This is a genomic window from Streptacidiphilus sp. BW17 (genome assembly GCF_041262485.1).
GTDB lineage: Bacteria > Actinomycetota > Actinomycetes > Streptomycetales > Streptomycetaceae > Streptacidiphilus.
Map to the genome: position 1 here is coordinate 121451 of NZ_JBGCCR010000009.1, position 21782 is coordinate 143232.

Sequence of the window (21782 nt, forward strand, 5' to 3'; positions counted from 1 at the left end):
GGAGCCTTTCAGATGGGGCGTAGGGAATCCTAGCGAGTGGCGACGGGTTCCGCGTCACGGGCGTCGGCGGCCTCACGGCCACCGGACACGCGCGACAGCAGTACCAGAAGGACCCCCGCGGTGACCACCGAGCCGGTGAAGTACGCGAACTCCACCCGCGTCGAAGCACCCCCCGGTAGGAATGTCGCACCGACGAGCGCCACGGTTCCCACCACCCAACCGAGCAGCTGGAGCCGGTGCCGCCCGACGGCCATCAGTGCCTGTCCGAGCACCAGTGCCAACATGTAGGCCATGGTCCCGGCGGCGAACCAGAAGAAGTCCAGCATGTGCAGGACGTCGGGAGCGTTCAGGAAGGTGTGAATCAGCCAAGAACCGAGCAGAACCGACGGCAGACCGCCCAGCACGCCCAGCCCGGTGATCACGCCACAGGTCCGCAGCAGCATCTTCCGGAACCCGGCCCGGTCCCCCGACGTCGCCGCCGTGGACAGCCCGGTCATCAGCGTCGGCTGCAGCGAGCCGAAGACGAAGAGCGGAATCCGGCACAGCACACCCGCGCTGAGCACCGCGAAGGTCAGGTTGGCGTCGTTCTGCGCCAGCAGCGCCAGGGCCACCACCGGAGCGTTGACCACGACCTGCGCCAGGATCGAGGCGCCCATCATCGTGGTGAGGTTCTGCGACAGCTCCGGCCAGGGCATCTGCGGTCCCGGCAGCGAACCGCGCCGGGCGGGACGCAACGTCAACAGCATGGCCAGCAGCGGCGCGACCGCCATCACCAGGCCGTAGTAGATCGCCTCGTGCACGCCGGCCAGCACCAGCGCGAGGGCGATCACGATGCGCAGCCCGCCGTCGAGGGCCAGCGAGATCCCGTAGGAGTCGAAGAGGCCGAGCCCGGCCAGCACGCCGCGGGTCATGAAGACCAGGCCCATGCCGACCAGCGTCGCGGCGAACGCCCAGACCAGACCGGTGTCGCCGCCGAAGAACCGGTGCGCGACCGGCCCTGCGGTGGCCGCCAGGACCGCGCAGAGCAGCGCCAGCAGGCCGCCGGTGAACAGCGCCGCCCGACGGAACACCGGCCGCACGCCCTCGCCGCGGACCTGACGCGCGGCGACGACCCGGGTGAGCTCCTGCTCGACCGGGAAGAACAGCCCGAGGCTCAGCGTCATCGCCAGCGACCAGAGCTCCGAGACGGCCGCGCGCGGAACCGGGCCGAGCGCGTGGCCGTTGATGGCGATCTGCGCGTAGGAGGCCAGGCCGAGGATCAGCGTCCCGCCGATCACCAGGTGGGTGCCGGGCGGGATGACGCTGAGGATCCGGGCGAACGGGCCGCTCCGCGCGGCCGGGGCCGAGCTCGCGGCGGCGGCCTCGCTCACTGCTCCAGCGCTGCCTTCGCCTTGAGCGGCTCCCACCAGGCGCGGTTCTCGCGGTACCAGGCGATGGTGTCGGCCAGGCCCTGCTCGAAGCTCACCTGCGGGGTGTAGCCGAGCTCCTCGGAGATCTTGGTGATGTCCAGGGAGTAGCGCAGGTCGTGGCCCTTGCGGTCGGCGACGCGCTCGACCATGTCCCAACCGGCTCCGGCGGCCCCCAGCAGCAGGCCGGTCAGCTCCTTGTTGGTGATCTCGGTGCCGCCGCCGATGTTGTAGACCTCACCGGCACGGCCCTTGGCCAGCGCCAGGGCGATGCCGCGGCAGTGGTCCGAGACGTGCAGCCAGTCGCGGATGTTGCCGCCCGCGCCGTACAGCGGCACCTTCCTGCCGTCGATGAGGTTGGTGGTGAACAGCGGGATGACCTTCTCCGGGAACTGGTAGTGCCCGTAGTTGTTGGAGCAGCGGGTCACCACCACGTCCATGCCGTGGGTGCGATGGTAGGCCAGCGCAAGCAGGTCGGAGCCCGCCTTGGAGGCGGAGTACGGGGAGTTCGGCGCCAGCGGCCACTCCTCCGTCCAGGAGCCCTCGTCGATCGAGCCGTAGACCTCGTCGGTGGAGACGTGCAGGAAGCGGCCGACGCCGTGCTTGCGCGCGGCGTCCAGCAGCACCTGGGTGCCCAGCACATTGGTGGTCACGAACGGTCCCGCGCCCGCGATGGAGCGGTCGACGTGGGACTCGGCGGCGAAGTGCACCACGGCGTCGTGACCGGCCATGACCTGGTCGACGGCCTCGGCGTCGCAGATGTCGCCGCGGACGAAGCTGTAGTCCGCGTGGTCGGCCACCGGGTCCAGGTTCGCCAGGACGCCGGAGTAGGTGAGCTTGTCGAACACCGTGACCTGGGCGCCCTGCAGCGGACCGGGTGCCGAGAGGAGCTGGCGGACGAACTCGGAGCCGATGAACCCGGCACCGCCGGTGACAAGAATGCGCATAGTCCGGTCAGCATAGCCGGACCGCCTGAGCCCGAGGCCAGCTGCCGCCGAGCCTTCTCCCCTTCGTCACAGTCCGCGAACATCCGCAACCCGGCGGGAGGGCCCCTCCGGGAGGAGGCCATAGAGTGGCGGCATGCGCGGCATTCTTCTCGCCGGTGGAACGGGCTCCCGTCTCTGGCCTCTGACCAGGGCGGTCTCCAAGCAGCTGCTCCCCGTCTTCGACAAACCGATGATCTACTACCCGCTGTCCACGCTGATGATGGCAGGCATCTCCGAGGTGCTCGTCATCACCACCCCGGAGGACCAGGACCAGTTCAAGCGCCTGCTCGGCGACGGCTCCCAGTGGGGCATGCAGCTGAGCTACGTCGTCCAGGAACGCCCCGAGGGCATCGCCCAGGCGTTCGTGCTGGGCGCGGACTTCATCGGCGACGAGCCGGTGGCGCTGATCCTGGGCGACAACATCTTCCACGGCAGTGGCCTGGGCACCCGGCTGCGGGAGAACAAGGGCCTGGTCGGCGGCCGGGTCTTCGCCTACCCGGTGGCGGACCCGAGCGCACTCGGCGTGGTCGAGTTCGACAGCGAGGGCAAGGTCATCTCCATCGAGGAGAAGCCGGAGAAGCCCAAGTCCCGCTACGCGGTGCCGGGCCTCTACTTCTACGACTCCGAGGTCGTCGAGATCGCCCGGAACCTCAAGCCCAGCGCCCGCGGCGAGCTGGAGATCACCGCCGTCAACGACGCCTACCTGCGCCGTGACCGACTGACCGTCACCGTGCTGGACCGCGGTACCGCGTGGCTCGACACCGGCACCCACGACTCGATGGTCCAGGCCTCCGAGTACGTCCGGGTCATCGAGCAGCGGCAGGGCTTCAAGATCGGCTGCGTCGAGGAGATCGCCTGGCGCATGGGCTACATCGACGAGGCGCAGCTGCGCGCCCTCGCCGAGCCGCTGGTCAAGAGCGGCTACGGCACCTACCTGCTGAACCTGCTGGACGAAGGGCTCACCGCATGAAGATCCGCCCGCTGAGCATCGAGGGCGCCTGGGAGGTCACCCCCGTACAGCACGGTGACCCGCGCGGCATGTTCATGGAGTGGTACCGCTTCGACCACCTGGCCGAGGCTGTGGGCCACCCGCTGCGGCTGGCGCAGGGCAACATGTCGGTCTCCGCGGCCGGCGTGGTCCGCGGCATCCACTTCGCCGACGTCCCGCCCGGCCAGGCCAAGTACGTGACCTGCGTGCGCGGCGCGGTGCTCGACATCATCGTCGACCTGCGGGTGGGCTCCCCCACCTTCGGCCAGTGGGAGGGCGTCCGCCTGGACGACGCCGACCGTCGTGCGGTGTACATCTCCGAGGGCCTCGGCCACGGCTTCTGCGCGCTGAGCGACGACGCGACGCTGTCGTACCTCTGCTCGGAGACGTACAACCCGACCGGCGAGCACGGCATCCACCCGCTCGACCCGACGCTGGCCATCGAGTGGCCCGCCGACGCGCCGCAGCTGTCCGCCAAGGACACGGCGGCCCCGACCCTCGCTGAGGCCGAGGCCGCCGGTCTGCTGCCCGACTACGAAGCCTGTCGCGCGTTCACTGCTTCACTGCGGCAGCGCTGACCTCGGTCGCCGAGGCCTGATCCGACGCCGAACCGGAGGCCGCCGTCGCTGCGGGAGCCGTTGCTCCCCTGGCGAGGACGGCCTCTTCGCGTGCCCGTTGGCGTGCGTTCAGCCAGCGCAGCAGCGGAGCCGGGGTCCAGTTCCGCAGACTCATGGCGCGGTCCTCCACCAGGTGCCAGGAGAGCCAGGCGAGCGCCCAGGTGATGGCCATCGCGGCCAGCACGTAGGCGTAGTGGCCGTACCGGGTGAAGTGCATCATCAGCAGCGTCTGCAGTACGGGGAACCCGTAGATGTAGATGCCGTAGGAGTAGTCGTTCTTGCGGCCGACCCAGTGCAGCTGCTTGGGCATCCGCACGCCGCCCCAGATCACCAGGTAGGCGAAGGCGGGGTAGCCGATCACGAAGAAGCCGCCCAGCAGCAGCGATCCGACCAGCGCGACCAGCGAGCCCAGGGCCAGCAGGTCGTTGACCGGCACCCGCTCCTTGTAGAGCTGGAACGTCGCGCCGAGCAGGAAGACGAAGCCCAGGTAGATCACGTAGTGGCTGCTGAGCCAGCCGAGCACCGGCATGTTCCAGGCGGTGCTGCCCTCGCTGGGAGCGCCGCGCCAGCCCTTGGCGTCGATCAGGTTCATCAGGATCATGATCCAGAGCCCGACGGTCACCAGCGCCACCGTCTTCCGGGCCCGCGTCAGCACACCGCCCGCGGCCAGGATGCCCACGATGACGTAGCAGAAGATCTCGTACTTCAGCGACCAGAGGGCGCCGTCGAAGGCCCCGTTGAAGTTGGTGTGGCGGTGGATCCCGGTGGTCATGATCCCGGAGATGTCGTAGCCGCTGCCGATCGAGGTGTTCCACATGCCCTCGATGTACTGGAACGGCCCGTACTTGGCGGTCCAGAAGCCCGTCAGCGAGCCGTGCTGCCAGTGGTAGAGGAACGGCGCCAGTACGAAGGCGGTGAGCACGATGCAGACCCAGAGGGCCGGCAGGATGCGCAGCGCCCGGTGCCAGGCGTAGCGGCCGATGCCCAGCCGCTTGCCGCTGCCGGTGATCATGAAGCCGGAGATGGCGAAGAAGCCGACCACGGCCATCTTGCCGAGGTCCACCTGGTTGCCGAAGAGCTGGGAGCCCACGTCCAGGCGGCCGTAGCCGACCGGGTTGCTGTGCGAGACCACGACGGACAGGGCCAACGCCAGACGGATCAGGCCGAAGCCGTTCGCGCGGCCGGACAACAGCTCACCGAGCGTGCCACGGGTGCGCCACCACGCACGGGTCCTGCCCGCCGGAGCGGCAGCTATGGTCTCAGCCATTGCGGCTTCCCTCCGCCTTCCACAGCGCCGCGACGGACTCCGCCAGCGACCGGCGCGCCTCCCAGCCGAGCACGCGACGCACCAGTGTGACATCAAGGCACTGCCAGTCCGTCTCGGGTCCGGCGCCCGCCGGGCCCGGGTCCTCGGTGACGTCCACCGGCACGCCGGATGCGGCGATGAGCAGCTCGACCATCTGCCGGGCGGAGACACCCTCGCCACGGCCCACGTTGAGCACCGGCTCCGCCGCCCAGTCGACGCCGGTGGCGTCCAGCGCGACGACCACCGCGTCGACGACGTCGTCCAGGTCCACGAAGTCCCGCTGCGCGGTCAGCGGCGCGAGGGTGAGCGCGGCGGTCTCGCCCGCGGCCTCGGCGGCGGCCAGCTTGGCGGCCATCACGCCCAGCAGGCTGTGTCCCGGCTGTCCGGCGCCGACGACGTTGCCCACCCGCAGCGCCACGGCCTGGGCACCGCCCTTCGCGGCGGCCTGGACCAGCTCGGTGGCCTGCACCTTCAACCGGCCGTAGGCCATCACCGGCTGCGGCTCGTCGCCCTCGGCCTGGAGCGTGCCGATCGGCGCCAGCCCGTACTCGTGGACCGAACCGAGCTGGACGAAGCGGACCTGCTCCGGCAGCAGCGCGATCGCGTCGAGCACGCGCTTGACCATGGTGACGTTGGCGTCGACCATCTGCTCGTCCGTCAGGCCCCACATGCCGCCCGCGGCGTTGACCACCGCGGACACCTGCTCCTCGCACAGCAGCTCGGCCAGGTCGGCGGCGGTCCCGGCGACCAGGTCGAAGGCCCGGAACCGTCCCGGGACCGGGACCTCGGGCTCGCGGCGGGCGACGACCAGCACCTGCCTGCCGCCCTGGACCAGCTCCTCGGCCAGGGCACGGCCGATGAAGCCGGTGCCGCCGAGGACCGCCACGCTGTTCGACATACCTGCTTCTCCAAAGGTGGTTCGTGATGCGGCGGAGCCGCGGATCATGCCCGGTCAGGCGGTGGGCCGGTCAGGCCGTGAGCCGGTCAGGCCGTGCGTCAGGGCCGACGGCCGGAGGCTGCGGCGTGCCGCAGCAGGGCACGCGCACCGTCACGCTGCCCGGTCCGCAGCGCGCCCGGCAGCAGCGTGAGCGCGTGGATGCGCGAGGAGAGGTGCGTCCGGGCCGCCTTCGCCGCGCGCGGCCAGCCGTGGGCGTCGAGCCGGTCGGCGACGTCGGCGAAGTACTGCGCGGACTCCTCGAAGCGGTACCCGCTGAAGGCCTTGGCGGAGGAGACGCTCACCGCGTGCCGCCGGTACTGGAAGCAGAGGGTCTCGTCGACCAGCAGCTGCTCGCCGTCCTGGATCAGGTCGACGATCAGCGCCAGGTCCTGGATGATCTCCAGACCCTCACGGAACCCCCACTTGCGCACCGCGTCCGTGCGCCAGCACAGCGCCGGGAAGTAGAGCCAGTTGCCGCGCAGCAGGTTGGCCGCGAGCGCCTCGCCGCCGAGCAGCCGTCGGCCCTGGATCCTGGGGGCGTAGATACGGCGCTTGGCCTCGTCGACCAGCGTGTTGCTGGGCTTCCCGTCGGAGTCGATCACCTCGACGCCGGGCTGCACGATCGCCGTCCCCGGGTGCGCGGCCAGGGCGGCGCGGACCGTTGCGACGTAGTTGGGCAGCATGACGTCGTCGGTGCCCATCATCACGAAGTGCTCGGCCTCGACCAGGCCCAGGCACTTCTGGTAGTTCCCGACGACCCCGAGGTTCTTCTCGTTGCGCTGGTAGCTCACCCGAGCGTCGCCGAGCTCGGCGAACCACTCCGGCACCCCTGGTTCCTTGCCGTCGTCGACCACGACCAGCCGCCAGTCCCGGTCCGTCTGGGCGATGACACTGCGCACGGCGGTCTGCATCAGAGCGACGTCGCCGTAGTACGGCAGCATGATGTCGAGAGTGGTCACGATAAAGGCACCAAATCGGTTGGGGTCCGGACGGGCGGCCTGCCGGGCGCGCGCGAGCTCCTGCGTGGGCGGAGGGCACCCTCGGGGCGAAGCATACCGACCGCGGCCAACCCGGTAGCTTTCCGTGCTTTCGCGCGCTCGTCGACACTCCCGGCGGCCGTGAGTTCTCAACTGATCCTCGCAGCATCCCGAACTTGATCCCACAGGCTTCCCGACCTTGGCCGGTTAGGCTTTGTGGCTGACCCCGGACCGAGCACCAGGACCTCACAGGAGAGCTGCGGAGAGCCGGGCAGGACTTGTGAAGGACCCCCGTGCCCCAATCCGTGCGCTCCCTCATGGGCCGCAGACTGCTCGGTCCCGTGTGGCTGCTCCCCGTGCTGGTCACCCTGCTGACCACGCTCTACCGTCTCGGCAACCCGGTGATGTGGCAGGACGAGCTGGCCACGATCAGCGTCGTCACCCGTCCTGCTGGAAAGATCCTGCAGACGGTGCAGCACGTGGACGCCGTCCACGGTCTGTACTACCTGGGTGTCCACTTCTGGGTGACTCTTGTCGGCGACTCCCCCGCCGCCCTCCGGCTGCCCTCCGCCCTGGCGATGACCGCCGGCGCGGCCTGCACCGCCCTGGCGGCCCGGCGCCTCTTCGACTACCGCACCGGTCTGCTGACCGGGCTGGTCTACGCCCTGGTCCCGGCGATCGGACGCTACGGCCAGGAGGCGCGGGACTACGGCATGGTCGTCCTCGCGTCCGCGCTGGCACTGCTCCTGCTGCTGCGCGCACTCGAACGTCCCACCGCGCTCCGCTGGCTCTGCTACGCGGGTGCGCTCGCCCTCTCCGGCTACTCGAACCTGGTCTCGCTGGCCTACCTGGCCGGTCACGCCGCGCTGGTCGCGCTCGCGCTGCGCCGGGAGGGCGGCCGTGCCCGCTGGATCGGCTTCCTGGGCGCGGGAGCACTCGCCGGGGTGGTGCTGATCCCCGTCGTCACGCTGGGCGAGAACCAGGCGACGCGTCAGATCTCCTGGATCCCCAAGCCGACGGTGCGCGACCTGGCCACGCTCTGGCCGCAGATCCTCTGCTCCACCGGGCTCGTGGTGGCCCTGGTCGCGATCGTCGTCCTGCTCGGCTGGCGGGTCCGCCGCCGGGCGGAGCTCGCGATGGCGGCGGTGATGACGCTGGTGCCGTTCTGCGCGGTGTGGGCGCTGTCGTACGGCTCGGTGTCGTACGTGATGCCCAAGTACCTCTTCTTCCTGATCCCCGCGGTGGCCCTGCTGGCCGGCGCGTCCCTGGCGACCCTGCGGCTGCGCTACGCGCTGCCCGTCGCGCTGGCGCTCGCCGTCGTCGTCGTCCCGGACCAGCGCGCGCTGCACGGGACGCTCTCGCACAACCGCTACCAGTACCCGCAGGCCGCACCGTTCACCGCGCTGGACTACCGCGCGGCGGCGGATGTCGTCGCGGCGGGCTACCGCCCGGGTGACGGCATCGTCTACGGCTACGGCTACGCGCAGTGGTGGGAGATCCAGACCGGCGTGCCGTACTACCTCCCGGCCGGCGACAAGCCCGTCGACGTCTTCGCCGGGACGACCGCGGAGGAGCGCAACGACCTCTGGGGCATCGCGTGCGCGACGCCCGCGCGCTGCCTGGGCGACGAACCCCGCCTGTGGCTCGTCGCCGACGGCGGCCACGTGGTGAACCCCTTCACCGCGGTTCCGAAGGCGGAGGCGAAGGTCCTCCACGCCCACTACCGCGAGGCGCTGCGCAAGCTGGTCTCCGGCCTCTCGGTCTTTCTGCTCACCCGCATGCACTGAGGCCGGCGGGGACGTCGCACGCACCCCCGGGTGTGGCAACCGACCCGTCTCACCACACTCCGCACGGCACTCCGCACCACACAAAGAAGCCCCCCGCCAGCAGTACTGGCGGGGGGCTTCTTGCGTTGCTGAGTGGTGACTCAGATCAACAGATCGTCAATTACTTGATGATCTTGGTGACCTGGCCGGCGCCCACGGTACGACCACCCTCACGGATGGCGAACTTCAGGCCCTCCTCCATGGCGATCGGCTGGATCAGCGCGACCGTCATGGCGGTGTTGTCGCCCGGCATGACCATCTCGGTGCCCTCGGGGAGGGTCACGACGCCGGTCACGTCCGTGGTACGGAAGTAGAACTGCGGGCGGTAGTTGTTGAAGAACGGGGTGTGGCGGCCACCCTCGTCCTTCGACAGGATGTACGCCTGGGCCTCGAAGTCGGTGTGCGGCGTGACCGAACCCGGCTTGATGATGACCTGGCCGCGCTCGACGTCCTCGCGCTTGATGCCACGGAGCAGCAGACCGACGTTCTCACCAGCCTGGCCCTCGTCGAGCAGCTTGCGGAACATCTCGATGCCGGTGACCGTGGTGGTGGTCTTGGTCTCCTTGATGCCGATGATGTCGACAGTCTCGTTGACCTTGAGGACGCCACGCTCGATACGACCGGTGACGACGGTGCCACGACCGGTGATCGTGAAGACGTCCTCGATCGGCATCAGGAACGGCTTGTCGACGTCGCGGTCCGGGGTCGGGATGGCCTCGTCGACCGCGTGCATCAGGCCGAGGAGCTTCTCGCCCCACTCCTTGTCGCCCTCCAGCGCCTTCAGCGCGGAGACGCGGATGACCGGCAGGTCGTCGCCCGGGAACTCGTACTCGGAGAGCAGCTCGCGGACCTCGAGCTCGACGAGCTCCAGGATCTCCTCGTCGTCCACCATGTCGGCCTTGTTCAGGGCGACAACGATGTAGGGGACGCCGACCTGGCGGGCCAGGAGGACGTGCTCCTTGGTCTGCGGCATCGGGCCGTCGGTGGCGGCCACGACCAGGATCGCGCCGTCCATCTGGGCGGCACCGGTGATCATGTTCTTGATGTAGTCCGCGTGACCCGGGCAGTCGACGTGGGCGTAGTGACGCGCCTCGGTCTGGTACTCGACGTGCGCGATGGAGATCGTGATACCGCGCTGACGCTCCTCCGGCGCCTTGTCGATCTGGTCGAACGGCGTGAAGGGGTTGATCTCCGGGTACGCGTCGTGCAGCACCTTGGTGATCGCGGCAGTCAGCGTCGTCTTGCCGTGGTCAATGTGACCGATGGTGCCGATGTTGACGTGCGGCTTGTTCCGCTCGAACTTGGCCTTAGCCACTTGGGGTCCTCCTGAGGACAGTTTCTGTACGCCGTTCGACGTCAGGTGGTCTGGGGTGGGGGGCCGAAGGAGCCCGGGGTCCGCATGTTCCGCGGACCCCAGGACCACCTCCGTACAGCCTATGCGAGGTTTCGCACCGGAAAGTCCCGGTATGCGAGGTACTTACTCGCCCTTGGCCTTTGCCACGATCTCTTCCGCCACGTTCTTGGGAACCTCGGCGTACGAGTCGAACTGCATGGAGTAGCTTGCGCGACCCGAGGTCTTGCTGCGCAGGTCACCGACGTAGCCGAACATCTCGGACAGCGGGACCAGCGCCTTGACGACGCGGGCGCCGTGACGCTCGTCCATGGCCTGGATCTGGCCACGGCGCGAGTTGATGTCGCCGATGACGTCGCCCATGTAGTCCTCGGGCGTGGTCACCTCGACGGCCATCATCGGCTCGAGCAGCACGGGGGACGCCTTGCGGGCACCCTCCTTGAACGCCATCGAACCGGCGATCTTGAACGCGAGCTCGGAGGAGTCGACGTCGTGCGACGCACCGTCCAGCAGCGTCACGCGGACACCCTGGAGCGGGTAGCCGGCGAGGATGCCGAACTCCATGGCCTCCTGCGCACCGGCGTCGACCGAGGGGATGTACTCACGAGGCACGCGACCACCGGTGACGGCGTTCACGAACTCGTAGCCCTCACCGGACTCCAGCGGCTCGATCGCGATCTGGACCTTGGCGAACTGACCGGAGCCACCCGTCTGCTTCTTGTGGGTGTAGTCAATGCGCTCGACGGCCTTGCGGATCGTCTCGCGGTACGCGACCTGCGGCTTGCCGACGTTGGCCTCGACCTTGAACTCACGCTTCATACGGTCGACCAGCACCTCGAGGTGCAGCTCGCCCATACCCGCGATGATGGTCTGGCCGGTCTCCTCGTCCGTGTTGACCTGGAAGGAGGGGTCCTCCTCCGCGAGACGCTGGATGGCGACACCCAGCTTCTCCTGGTCACCCTTGGACTTGGGCTCGATCGCGACACGGATGACCGGGGCCGGGAAGTCCATGGACTCCAGGATCACCTGGTTCTTGTCGTCGCTCAGCGTCTCACCGGTGGTGGTCTGCTTGAGGCCCATGACGGCGACGATGTCGCCGGCGCCCACCGAGTCGATCTCCTCACGCTTGTTCGCGTGCATGCGGTAGATCTTGCCGATGCGCTCCTTGCGGCCCTTCACCGAGTTGAGGACGGCGGTGCCAGCCTCGAGACGCCCGGAGTACACGCGGACGAAGGTGAGCTTGCCCAGGTGCGGGTCGGACATGATCTTGAACGCCAGAGCCGACAGCGGCTCGTCGTCCGACGCGTGGCGGATGACCTCGACCGACTCGTCGCCCGGCTTGTGGCCGACGATGGACTCGACGTCCAGCGGCGACGGCAGGTACTTCACGACCGCGTCGAGCAGGGGCTGGACGCCCTTGTTCTTGAACGCGGTGCCACAGAAGACCGGGGTGAAGTTGCTGGCGAGCGTGCCACGACGGATACCGGCGATGAGCTGCTCCTCGGTGGGCTCCTGGCCCTCGAGGAAGAGCTCCATCAGCTCGTCGTCGCCCTCCGCGGAGGTCTCGAGCAGCTTGGCCCGGTACTCCTCGGCGAGCTCGGTGTGCGAGGCCGGGATGTCGACGACGTCGTACATCTCGCCCTTGGTCGCCTCGGCGGACCAGACCAGAGCCTTCATCGTGACCAGGTCGACGACACCGGTGAAGTCGGACTCCGCACCGATCGGCAGCTGCATGACGAGCGGGGTCGCGCTCAGGCGGTCGACGATGGAGTCGACACAGCGGAAGAACTCCGCGCCGGTGCGGTCCAGCTTGTTCACGAAGCAGATGCGCGGGACGCCGTAACGGTCGGCCTGACGCCACACCGTCTCGGACTGCGGCTCGACACCGGCCACACCGTCGAACACCGTCACGGCGCCGTCGAGCACGCGGAGCGAACGCTCCACCTCGACGGTGAAGTCGACGTGACCCGGGGTGTCGATGATGTTGATGGTGTTGTCGACGCCGTCGACGGCCCAGTGACAGGTCGTCGCGGCCGACGTGATCGTGATGCCGCGCTCCTGCTCCTGCTCCATCCAGTCCATCGTGGCAGCGCCGTCGTGGACCTCACCGATCTTGTAAGACACACCGGTGTAGAACAGGATGCGCTCGGTCGTGGTGGTCTTGCCCGCGTCGATGTGCGCCATGATCCCGATGTTGCGGACCCTGGCGAGGTCAAGGGAGGTTGCAGCCATGGTGGCCAGTCTCTCTCTTTCTTGGTTCTGACGGGGTTCGGACTACCAGCGGTAGTGCGCGAAGGCCTTGTTGGACTCGGCCATCTTGTGGGTGTCCTCGCGACGCTTCACGGAGGCGCCCAGACCGTTGCTGGCGTCCAGGATCTCGTTGAGCAGACGCTCGGTCATGGTCTTCTCGCGACGGGCGCGGGAGTACCCGACCAGCCAGCGCAGGGCCAGCGTGTTGGCGCGGCCCGGCTTGACCTCGACCGGCACCTGGTAGGTGGCGCCACCGACGCGGCGGGACTTGACCTCGAGAGTCGGCTTGACGTTCTCCAGGGCGCGCTTGAGCGCGACCACCGGGTCGTTGCCGGTCTTCTCGCGGACGCCCTCGAGGGCGCCGTACACGATGCGCTCGGCGGTGGAGCGCTTGCCGTGCAGGAGGATCTTGTTGACGAGCTGGGTCACCACAGGGGAGCCGTAAACCGGGTCGATGATGACCGGGCGCTTCGGGGCAGGGCCCTTACGAGGCATCTTTACTTCTCCTTCTTGGCGCCGTAGCGGCTGCGGGCCTGCTTGCGGTTCTTGACACCCTGGGTGTCAAGGGAGCCGCGGATGATCTTGTAGCGCACACCCGGCAGGTCCTTCACACGACCGCCGCGCACGAGCACGATGGAGTGCTCCTGCAGGTTGTGACCCTCACCCGGAATGTAAGCGGTGACCTCGATCCCGCTGGTCAGACGCACACGCGCGACCTTACGCAGAGCCGAGTTCGGCTTCTTGGGGGTGGTCGTGTAGACGCGCGTGCAGACGCCGCGGCGCTGAGGGCTTCCCTTCAGTGCGGGCGTCTTGTTCTTCTCGACCTTGTCCTGCCGGCCCTTTCGGACCAGCTGCTGGATCGTAGGCACCGTTTCTCCGATTCTTTGTGCCAAGGCTGCGTGAAACTAACCTGGTGCGTCTCACCGACTCCCCGACCCACGCGGTCGGGTGTGTCGGACGTCCTGCACATACACCGAGCGATAGACAGCTCGGATGTGTGGAAGCGCGGTATCCCATGCGCGGCGGCCTGACTGCACGCACGCGCGAGAGACCCGGGGACACCCCAGGCACAAGGTCAGAGCGTACCCAGCGGTTGGGCGCGGGTCAAAACCAATGCCTGTGGGCCCTTGGCGGCACTGTCAAGCCGTTGGGCCGAACGGGTGAACCGGGTCGTGTCGGAGACAGGTGGGGCACGGCGGACGCTGCAGGTCGGGGCGGCCGGCGGAGCCGCGCAGTCGAGGCGAGTCGGTCGTGAGTCAGGGGTGGCTGACGCCGAGGACGATCAGCAGGACCCAGAGGGCCGTGCCCATGCTGCCGAGGACAATACCGGCTGTCGCCATGCCCGAGCCTTCCTGGCGCTGGTCGCGCAGCTGGGTTTTGGCCACAATTCCCGTGATCAGGGCCGGAAGACCGGTCAACCCCATGGTGAAGACCTGAGCCAGGCCGAGCAGCAGCGAGGCCACCGCCGCCCCGTTGGTCCGCCTGGGCCGCGGCGGCCAGTACGGCGGGGCGTAGGCCTGCGGCGGCCCCGGGTACGCGTACGGCAGGGCGGGCGGCGCCGTGAACGCGGACGGCAGCGGGCTGCTCATCGGCGTCGGCATCGGGCCGACCGGCAGATCCTGTACCAGAGCGGCCAGTTGGCCGTACGTCTGGGCGCTCTGCGCCGCGCCGACGCGGTCGCTGTACTCCTCGCTGCTCAACCGGCCCTCGGCGAAGGCGGCCTTCAGCACGTCGACCGTCCGCTCCCGGTCCGCCTGCGCGGCCCGCATCGCGGACTGCGGCAGCCCTGCCACCGCCATCGGCGCGGCAGGCACCATCACGACCGGCGGCGCCGGCGCCGGACGCGCAGGCTGTGCCGGCTGACGGTACTGCCACGGACCCATCGGCTGGTTCATCGACACTGCGCCCCTCCCGCTGGATCGACCACCGGCTCCCTCCCCCTGCCTTCGGCGGGGGGACCCGCAGCTTCATAGTGCAAGACGAACGGCGGCCCCGCACGGTGCCGGGGCCACCCGGCGTGGACTGTCGCGCAGTTGTGACAGTCCCTCACCCACCGTGGCAGGCACCGGATGGCCGTCAGGAGCTGCTCTCGACCCGCTCGGCGTAGCGGCGGCGGAGTTCACCCCAGTGCCGGTCCAGCAGCGCCGGGGCGACCTGGGCTCCGTACTGGTTCACAAGGTACTCGCTCAGCTGCTCCGGACCGGGCTCCTGCCCGTGCGCGTCCAGGTAGTTGACCAAGGCGGAGACGAAGAGGTCGAGGTCCTCCGGCTCGTTCTGCCGGGAGAACCAGGCGTCCGGGCCGGGGTTCGGCATCGGCGGCTGCTGGTTGGGCAGCCAGCCGATCCCGCGGGTGGACTGGTCGGCGATGGGGTTTCCCTCAGGCTCCGCGCCGTCGGACAGCTCGGCCGTGCCGTCCGGGTCACCGAGCGGCCGCCGGTGGCGGCTGCGGACGACGGTGTTCAGCGCGTTGAGCGCGAGCTGGTTGACGGGTGGCGCGGCCTGCGCACGGGCGGCCTGGACGCCCGCCTGCGGGTGCAGCGGCTGCTGGGGCTGCGCGGGCTGCTGGGCGGGCTGCGGCCCCGTCTGCGGCGCGTGCTGCTGCTGCGGGTACGGCTGCTGCTGCGGGCTCGCCTGCGGCGCCTGCGCCTGCTGCTGGGCCTGTGCCGGTTGCTGCGGCTGTGCCGGCTGTGCCGGCTGCTGGGCCTGGGCGAACGGGCCGTGCTGCGCGGGCGGCTTCAGCAACGCGTCGGGGCGGCCGTGCTGCGCGGCCTGGGCGTGCTGCTGGACCGGCTGCGGATGCGGCTGGTTGTGGGCGACCGGGGCCTCCAGCGCAGGGGCGTCCTGGTCTCTGGGCCGGACCACGTCCAGGTCGAGCGGCACGCCGTAGCGGGCCAGCTTGAGCGGCAGCAGCATCTCCAGCGGCGCCCGGTAGCGCCAGGCACGGCCGTACTGGGCGCGCAGATGCGTCCGGTAGACCAGGCGGGTCTGCTCCAGTCGCACGACCTCGTCGTAGGAGCGCAGCTCCCACAGCTTCATCCGGCGCCACAGCCGGAAGGTCGGCACCGGCGAGAGGATCCAGCGGATCAGGCGGACCGACTCCATGTACCGGTCGGCCGTGATGTCGGCGATCCGGCCCACCGCGTGGCGCGCCGCCTCGACGATGACGATGAAGAGGAGCGGGATGATCGCGTGCATCGACATGGCGAGCGGGTCGCCGAACGAGGTGGCCGCGTTGAAGACGATCGTCCCGGTGGTCAGCACCCAGGCCGCCTGCCGCAGCAGCGGGAACGGGATCCGCAGCCAGGTCAGCACCAGGTCCAGGGCGAGCAGCACGGCGATGCCGACGTCGACCCCGATCGGGAAGACCCAGGCGAACAGGCCGAAGCCCTTGTGTGTGGCCAGCACGCGAACGGCCGAGTACGAACCGGCGAAGCCGATCCCGGCGATGATGAACGCGCCGACGCCCACCGCGATGATGAGTCGGCGGTGGGTTCTGGTTATCACGGGGCGGTCGGCCATGACGCATGCTCGCTTCGTGCTCGAAGATGATCACTACGGACGGGCGGGCCAAAGCTTGCCATATGCACGCGCAGGACTTGCACTGAGCCCGGACACGATCCAAGAACAGCTCGTCGGACGTGAGTTGACACACCCCTGGCGCCCGACTGGGGATGCTTTCTCCCCATCCGGCAGCGTCCCGCACGGTCCCGCACCTTCCCGCACGGCTGGGAACGGCCGGGAACGGGCTGTCTGAGCGGGCCGTGCACACTTGGAGTCATGCGTGACCACTCCCCCTCCCCCGTCGAGCTCGTCGCCCGCGCGACCGCCCTGGCGACCGGCGCGACGCCCGCGCAGAGCGAACGCGCCGTGGAGGACGCCGCGTCCCTGCTGGCCGCACAGACCACCCTGCGCGCCGGTGTCGACCGTGCGCTGCTGAGCCACGGGGAGACCCTGCTCGGAACGCTCTGGCGCAACCACTGGCGTCCGGCCGACGCCGTGCGCGTGGTGCGACGCGAGCTCGGGTCCGTGCATCTGACCTTCGCCGTGGCGCTGGTCGCAGCCGAGGCGCGGCGCTACCCGCAGGCGACCCTGGACCGCCGCTGGACGGAGCAGCTGCGCGAGCTGGAGGCGAGCACCTGGCAGGGGCCCGAGGACGCCTGGCTGGAGGAGGTGGCCGGGCGTCACCGCCTGGACCGCTTCTCGGCGCTGACCGCACTGCTGGAGCTGGTGCGGCTCTGGTCCTGGCTCCCCCGGCTCACCGGGATCGGCCCCGTCCCGGCGGGCGGCAGCGTTCACGCCGCAGTCACAACGCTCACCGAGCCCGTCCCGGGCGAGCCCAGACTGCTGGCCCGGATCCGGGCGCTGCTGGCCAAGGCGGAGTCCACCGAGTACGCCGAGGAGGCGGAGGCATTCACCGCCAAGGCACAGGAGTTGATGGCCCGTCACAGCATCGACGAGGCCCTGCTCGCCGCGCGCAGCGGTGCCCGCACGCTGCCCGGTGCGATCCGGATCGGTATCGACAACCCGTACGAGTCCGCCAAGGCCCTGCTGCTGGACGCGGTCGCGGACGCCAACCGCGCCCGCTCGGTCTGGGACAAGGCCAACGGCTTCTGCACGGTCGTCGGCTTCGACGCGGACCTGGACGCGGTGGAGCTGCTGTACACCTCGCTGCTGGTCCAGGCGGTCACCGCGATGAACAGCGCGAAGGTCCAACAGCGCGGCCGCAGCAAGGCCTTTCGGCAGTCCTTCCTGGTCTCCTACGCCTCCCGCATCCGCGAGCGGCTCAGCGCGGCGACCGCGCAGGCGCAGGAGGAAGCGGCGGCGGAGCCGGGCACCGGCGACCTCCTCCCGGTCCTGGCGGCCCGCCAGGAGGCCGTGGAGCACCGCACCACGGCGCTCTTCCCGTCACTGAAGAAGGGCCGCTCCATCCGCGTCTCCGACCTCGACGGCTGGACCCAGGGCCGCGAGGCGGCCGACAGGGCCCAGTTGCACCGTCGGGGGCGCGAGGAACTGCGCGAATAGCCACCCTCCCCCACGCTCCCCCACCCGCCCCCGGCGGAACGACGAAGGCCCGGCCCCCCTTTCGGGGAGCCGGGCCTTGCGTCAGTAACTATCAGCCCGTGTACGGGCCGTAGTCGTAGTCGTCCAGCGGGACGGCCTGGCCGGAGCCGGCGCCGAAGGGCGAGTAGTCCATGTCGTCGTAGCCGACGGCGGAGTACATCGCGGCCTTCGCCTCTTCGGTCGGCTCGACCCGGATGTTGCGGTAGCGGGGCAGGCCCGTACCGGCCGGGATGAGCTTACCGAGGATGACGTTCTCCTTGAGGCCCAGCAGCGGGTCGGACTTGGCGTGGATCGCCGCGTCCGTCAGGACCCTGGTCGTCTCCTGGAAGGAGGCGGCCGACAGCCAGGACTCGGTGGCCAGCGAGGCCTTGGTGATACCCATCAGCTGCGGACGGCCGGAGGCGGGGTGACCGCTCTCGGAGACCACACGACGGTTCTCGACCTCGAAGCGACCGCGCTCGACGAGCTCGCCCGGGAGCAGCTCGGCGTCGCCCGACTCGATGATCGTCACACGGCGGAGCATCTGCCGGATGATGATCTCGATGTGCTTGTCGTGGATGGACACACCCTGGGAGTTGTAGACCTTCTGGACTTCCTCCACCAGGTGCACCTGCACCGCGCGCTGACCCATGATGCGCAGCACGTCGTGGGGGTTGATCGTGCCGGCCGTCAGCTTCTCGCCGACGGTGACCGCGGAACCCTCCTCGACCAGCATCTTGACGCGCTTGGAGATCGGGTAGGCGATCTCGTCGCTGCCGTCGTCCGGGGTGACGACGATCTTGCGGGTCTTCTCGGTGTCCTCGATCCGCACGCGGCCGGCGGCCTCGGAGATCGGGGCCACACCACGCGGGTTACGGGCCTCGAAGAGCTCGACGACACGCGGCAGACCCTGGGTGATGTCGTCACCGGCCACACCACCGGTGTGGAAGGTACGCATCGTCAGCTGGGTGCCGGGCTCACCGATGGACTGGGCGGCGATGATGCCGACCGCCTCACCGATGTCGACCAGCTTGCCGGTGGCCAGCGAGCGGCCGTAGCACATGGCGCAGGTGCCGACGGCGGACTCACAGGTCAGGATCGAGCGGATCTTGACCTCGGAGACGCCCAGGCGGACCAGCTCGTCGATCATGACGTCGCCCAGGTCGACCCCGGCCGGGGCCACGACCTGACCGTCCACCACGACGTCCTCGGACAGCGTGCGGGCGTAGACGCTGGTCTCGACGTTGTCGACCTTGCGGAGGGTGCCGTCGGCGCCCACCGTGGCGATCGGCAGCTTGAGACCGCGCTCCGTCTGGCAGTCCTCCTCGCGAATGATGACGTCCTGGGAGACGTCGACCAGACGACGGGTGAGGTAGCCGGAGTCGGCGGTACGCAGGGCGGTGTCGGCCAGACCCTTACGGGCACCGTGGGTGGAGATGAAGTACTCCAGCACGGAGAGACCCTCACGGAACGACGCCTTGATGGGTCGCGCGATCGTCTCGTTCTTGGCGTTCGACACCAGACCACGCATACCGGCGATCTGACGCATCTGCATCATGTTTCCACGAGCACCCGAGTCGACCATCATGAAGATGGGGTTCGTCTTCGGGAAGTTCTCGTTCATGGCCTCGGCAACCTCGTTGGTCGCCTTGGTCCAGATCGCGACGAGCTCCTGCTGGCGCTCGTCACGGGTGATCAGACCGCGCTCGTACTGCTTCTGGACCTTCTCGGCCTGAGCCTCGTAGCCCTCGAGGATCTGCGGCTTGCTCGGCGGCACGACGACGTCCGAGATGGACACCGTGACGCCGGAGCGGGTCGCCCAGTGGAAACCGGCGGCCTTGAGGTTGTCCAGGGTCGCCGCGACGGTGACCTTGGGGTAGCGCTCGGCCAGGTCGTTGACGATCGCCGAGAGCTGCTTCTTGCCGATCTCGTAGTCGACGAACGGGTAGTCCTCGGGCAGCAGCTCGTTGAAGAGCGCGCGGCCCAGGGTCGTCCGCAGACGCAGCGGGTCGCCCTCCGACCAGGTCGGCTTGCCGTCCTCGTCGACCGGCGGCGTCCAGCCGCGCGGCGGAACCGTGCCGGCGGGCAGACGCAGGTCGATCGGAGCCTGCAGGTCCAGCTCGCGGGAGTCGAAGGCCATGATGGCCTCCGAGGTCTGGCCGAAGGCACGGCCGACGCCCTTGAGCGTGTCCAGGTCGCGGTCGCTGGTCAGGAAGAACAGACCCAGCACCATGTCCTGCGTCGGCATGGTGACCGGGCGACCGTCAGCCGGCTTGAGGATGTTGTTCGAGGACAGCATCAGGATGCGGGCCTCGGCCTGCGCCTCCGCGGAGAGCGGCAGGTGGACGGCCATCTGGTCACCGTCGAAGTCCGCGTTGAACGCGGTGCAGACGAGCGGGTGGATCTGGATGGCCTTGCCCTCGACCAGCTGCGGCTCGAAGGCCTGGATGCCGAGGCGGTGCAGCGTCGGCGCACGGTTCAGCAGAACCGGGTGCTCGGCGATGACCTCTTCGAGCACGTCCCACACGACCGGACGGGCACGCTCGACCATGCGCTTGGCCGACTTGATGTTCTGCGCGTGGTTCAGGTCGACCAGGCGCTTCATCACGAACGGCTTGAAGAGCTCCAGCGCCATGGCCTTCGGCAGACCGCACTGGTGCAGCTTGAGCTGCGGGCCGACGACGATGACCGAACGGGCCGAGTAGTCGACGCGCTTGCCGAGCAGGTTCTGACGGAAACGACCCTGCTTGCCCTTCAGCATGTCGCTGAGGGACTTCAGCGGGCGGTTGCCCGGACCGGTGACCGGACGGCCACGACGGCCGTTGTCGAACAGCGAGTCCACGGCCTCCTGGAGCATGCGCTTCTCGTTGTTGACGATGATCTCGGGCGCGCCGAGGTCGAGAAGCCGCTTCAGGCGGTTGTTGCGGTTGATGACGCGGCGGTACAGGTCGTTCAGGTCGGAGGTCGCGAAGCGGCCACCGTCCAGCTGCACCATCGGACGCAGGTCCGGCGGGATGACCGGGACGCAGTCCAGCACCATGCCGGCCGGCTTGTTGTTGGTCTGCAGGAAGGCGGAGACGACCTTGAGACGCTTCAGGGCGCGGGTCTTCTTCTGACCCTTGCCCGTCTTGATGATCTCGCGGAGCTTCTCGGCCTCCTCCTCCAGGTCGAAGGACTCGAGGCGCTTCTGCAGCGCCGCGGCACCCATGGAACCCATGAAGTAGGTGCCGAAGCGGTCGCGCAGCTCGCGGTAGAGCAGCTCGTCGCCCTCGAGGTCCTGGACCTTGAGGGACTTGAAGCGCGCCCACACCTCGTCGAGGCGGTCCAGCTCGCGCTGGTTGCGGTCGCGCAGCTGCTTCATCTCGCGCTCGGCGCCCTCGCGCACCTTGCGGCGCACGTCGGCCTTGGCACCCTCGGCCTCCAGCTCGGCCAGGTCGGCCTCGAGCTTCTTGGCGCGGGACTCCAGGTCGGAGTCGCGGCGCTGCTCGATCTGCTGGCGCTCCACGGAGACCTGGGCCTCCAGGGAGGGCAGGTCACGGGTGCGGCGCTCCTCGTCCACCCACGTGATCATGTAGGCGGCGAAGTAGATGACCTTCTCCAGGTCCTTGGGAGCAAGGTCCAGGAGGTAGCCGAGGCGCGAAGGAACGCCCTTGAAGTACCAGATGTGGGTGACGGGGGCGGCCAGCTCGATGTGGCCCATCCGCTCACGACGCACCTTGGCGCGAGTGACCTCGACGCCGCAGCGCTCACAGATGATGCCCTTGAAGCGGACGCGCTTGTACTTACCGCAGTAGCACTCCCAGTCCCGGGTGGGGCCGAAGATCTTCTCGCAGAAGAGCCCGTCCTTTTCCGGCTTGAGGGTGCGGTAGTTGATGGTCTCGGGCTTCTTGACCTCGCCGTGGGACCACTGACGGATGTCGTCAGCGGTGGCCAGGCCGATTCGCAGCTCATCGAAGAAGTTGACGTCGAGCACTCTCGTCAATCCCTTTCGTCACCCCAGAAGGCGGGGCGGGGGTCGAAAACGTCTGTCTGGTCTGAAAGGGGGGCCTGGGGGCGGCGGGCCGACCTTGCTTGTGTGGAGGTCGGCCCAACCCCCCT

At 69.1% G+C, this 21782-nt stretch carries 16 protein-coding genes; 4 read left to right on the forward strand and 12 right to left on the reverse strand.

Annotated elements, in window-relative coordinates; all coding sequences use genetic code 11:
* Window positions 1–29: 29 nt before the first annotated feature.
* On the reverse strand, window positions 30–1370 hold the full coding sequence (locus ABH940_RS13935) for a lipopolysaccharide biosynthesis protein (RefSeq protein WP_370068837.1): 1341 nt from the start codon (window positions 1368–1370) through the stop codon (window positions 30–32).
* The gene (gene rfbB / locus ABH940_RS13940) at window positions 1367–2353 is read right to left on the reverse strand and encodes a dTDP-glucose 4,6-dehydratase (protein WP_370068839.1); all 987 of its coding nucleotides are present in this window, start codon (window positions 2351–2353) and stop codon (window positions 1367–1369) included. Before rfbB ends, ABH940_RS13935 begins: the two co-directional genes overlap by 4 nt.
* Window positions 2354–2486: 133 nt before the next feature.
* Here rfbB and rfbA point away from each other — a divergent pair, with 133 nt between their 5' ends.
* Window positions 2487–3362: a glucose-1-phosphate thymidylyltransferase RfbA gene (gene rfbA / locus ABH940_RS13945; RefSeq protein ID WP_370068841.1), complete on the forward strand. Its 876-nt coding sequence runs from the start codon at window positions 2487–2489 to the stop codon at window positions 3360–3362.
* A complete protein-coding gene (gene rfbC / locus ABH940_RS13950) occupies window positions 3359–3958 on the forward strand; it encodes a dTDP-4-dehydrorhamnose 3,5-epimerase (protein WP_370068843.1) in 600 nt (199 codons plus the stop codon). Before rfbA ends, rfbC begins: the two co-directional genes overlap by 4 nt.
* On the opposite strand, the gene ABH940_RS13955 is transcribed toward rfbC, so the two are convergent.
* The 3 genes from ABH940_RS13955 to ABH940_RS13965 form a co-directional block, all read right to left on the reverse strand.
* Entirely contained in the window at window positions 3933–5264 is a 1332-nt protein-coding gene (locus tag ABH940_RS13955; protein WP_370068845.1) for an acyltransferase family protein, read from the reverse strand. The genes rfbC and ABH940_RS13955 overlap by 26 nt on opposite strands.
* Entirely contained in the window at window positions 5257–6201 is a 945-nt protein-coding gene (locus ABH940_RS13960; protein ID WP_370068847.1) for an NAD-dependent epimerase/dehydratase family protein, read from the reverse strand. Before ABH940_RS13960 ends, ABH940_RS13955 begins: the two co-directional genes overlap by 8 nt.
* Before the next feature lie 98 nt (window positions 6202–6299).
* The gene (locus tag ABH940_RS13965; RefSeq protein ID WP_370068849.1) at window positions 6300–7199 is read right to left on the reverse strand and encodes a glycosyltransferase family 2 protein; all 900 of its coding nucleotides are present in this window, start codon (window positions 7197–7199) and stop codon (window positions 6300–6302) included.
* A 311-nt stretch (window positions 7200–7510) separates the two neighbouring features.
* On the opposite strand from ABH940_RS13965, the gene ABH940_RS13970 reads away from it, so the two are divergent.
* Window positions 7511–9004 (forward strand): glycosyltransferase family 39 protein, encoded by a 1494-nt coding sequence (locus ABH940_RS13970; protein WP_370068851.1) that lies wholly within the window; start codon window positions 7511–7513, stop codon window positions 9002–9004.
* A 160-nt stretch (window positions 9005–9164) separates the two neighbouring features.
* Here the strand turns inward: ABH940_RS13970 and tuf are convergent, their stop codons facing one another.
* From tuf to ABH940_RS14000, 6 genes are all read right to left on the reverse strand, one after another.
* The gene (gene tuf, locus ABH940_RS13975; protein WP_370068853.1) at window positions 9165–10358 is read right to left on the reverse strand and encodes an elongation factor Tu; all 1194 of its coding nucleotides are present in this window, start codon (window positions 10356–10358) and stop codon (window positions 9165–9167) included.
* A gap of 162 nt (window positions 10359–10520) precedes the next feature.
* Window positions 10521–12626 carry an elongation factor G gene (gene fusA, locus ABH940_RS13980; protein ID WP_370068855.1) on the reverse strand — a complete coding sequence of 702 codons (2106 nt, stop codon included), beginning with the start codon at window positions 12624–12626 and terminating at the stop codon, window positions 10521–10523.
* A gap of 42 nt (window positions 12627–12668) precedes the next feature.
* Window positions 12669–13139, reverse strand: coding sequence for a 30S ribosomal protein S7 (gene rpsG / locus ABH940_RS13985; RefSeq protein WP_037605734.1), 471 nt, complete (start codon window positions 13137–13139; stop codon window positions 12669–12671).
* A gap of 2 nt (window positions 13140–13141) precedes the next feature.
* Window positions 13142–13513, reverse strand: a complete 372-nt coding sequence (gene rpsL, locus ABH940_RS13990; RefSeq protein WP_014144289.1) for a 30S ribosomal protein S12 — start codon at window positions 13511–13513, stop codon at window positions 13142–13144.
* Between the two features lie 387 nt (window positions 13514–13900).
* Window positions 13901–14539 (reverse strand): DUF1707 and DUF4190 domain-containing protein, encoded by a 639-nt coding sequence (locus ABH940_RS13995; RefSeq protein ID WP_370069017.1) that lies wholly within the window; start codon window positions 14537–14539, stop codon window positions 13901–13903.
* Between the two features lie 181 nt (window positions 14540–14720).
* The gene (locus ABH940_RS14000; protein WP_370068858.1) at window positions 14721–16163 is read right to left on the reverse strand and encodes a DUF2637 domain-containing protein; all 1443 of its coding nucleotides are present in this window, start codon (window positions 16161–16163) and stop codon (window positions 14721–14723) included.
* Window positions 16164–16421: 258 nt separating this feature from the next.
* On the opposite strand from ABH940_RS14000, the gene ABH940_RS14005 reads away from it, so the two are divergent.
* A complete protein-coding gene (locus tag ABH940_RS14005) occupies window positions 16422–17666 on the forward strand; it encodes a DUF2786 domain-containing protein (RefSeq protein ID WP_370068860.1) in 1245 nt (414 codons plus the stop codon).
* Between the two features lie 91 nt (window positions 17667–17757).
* On the opposite strand, the gene ABH940_RS14010 is transcribed toward ABH940_RS14005, so the two are convergent.
* On the reverse strand, window positions 17758–21657 hold the full coding sequence (locus ABH940_RS14010) for a DNA-directed RNA polymerase subunit beta' (protein WP_370068862.1): 3900 nt from the start codon (window positions 21655–21657) through the stop codon (window positions 17758–17760).
* Between the last annotated feature and the right edge of the window lie 125 nt (window positions 21658–21782).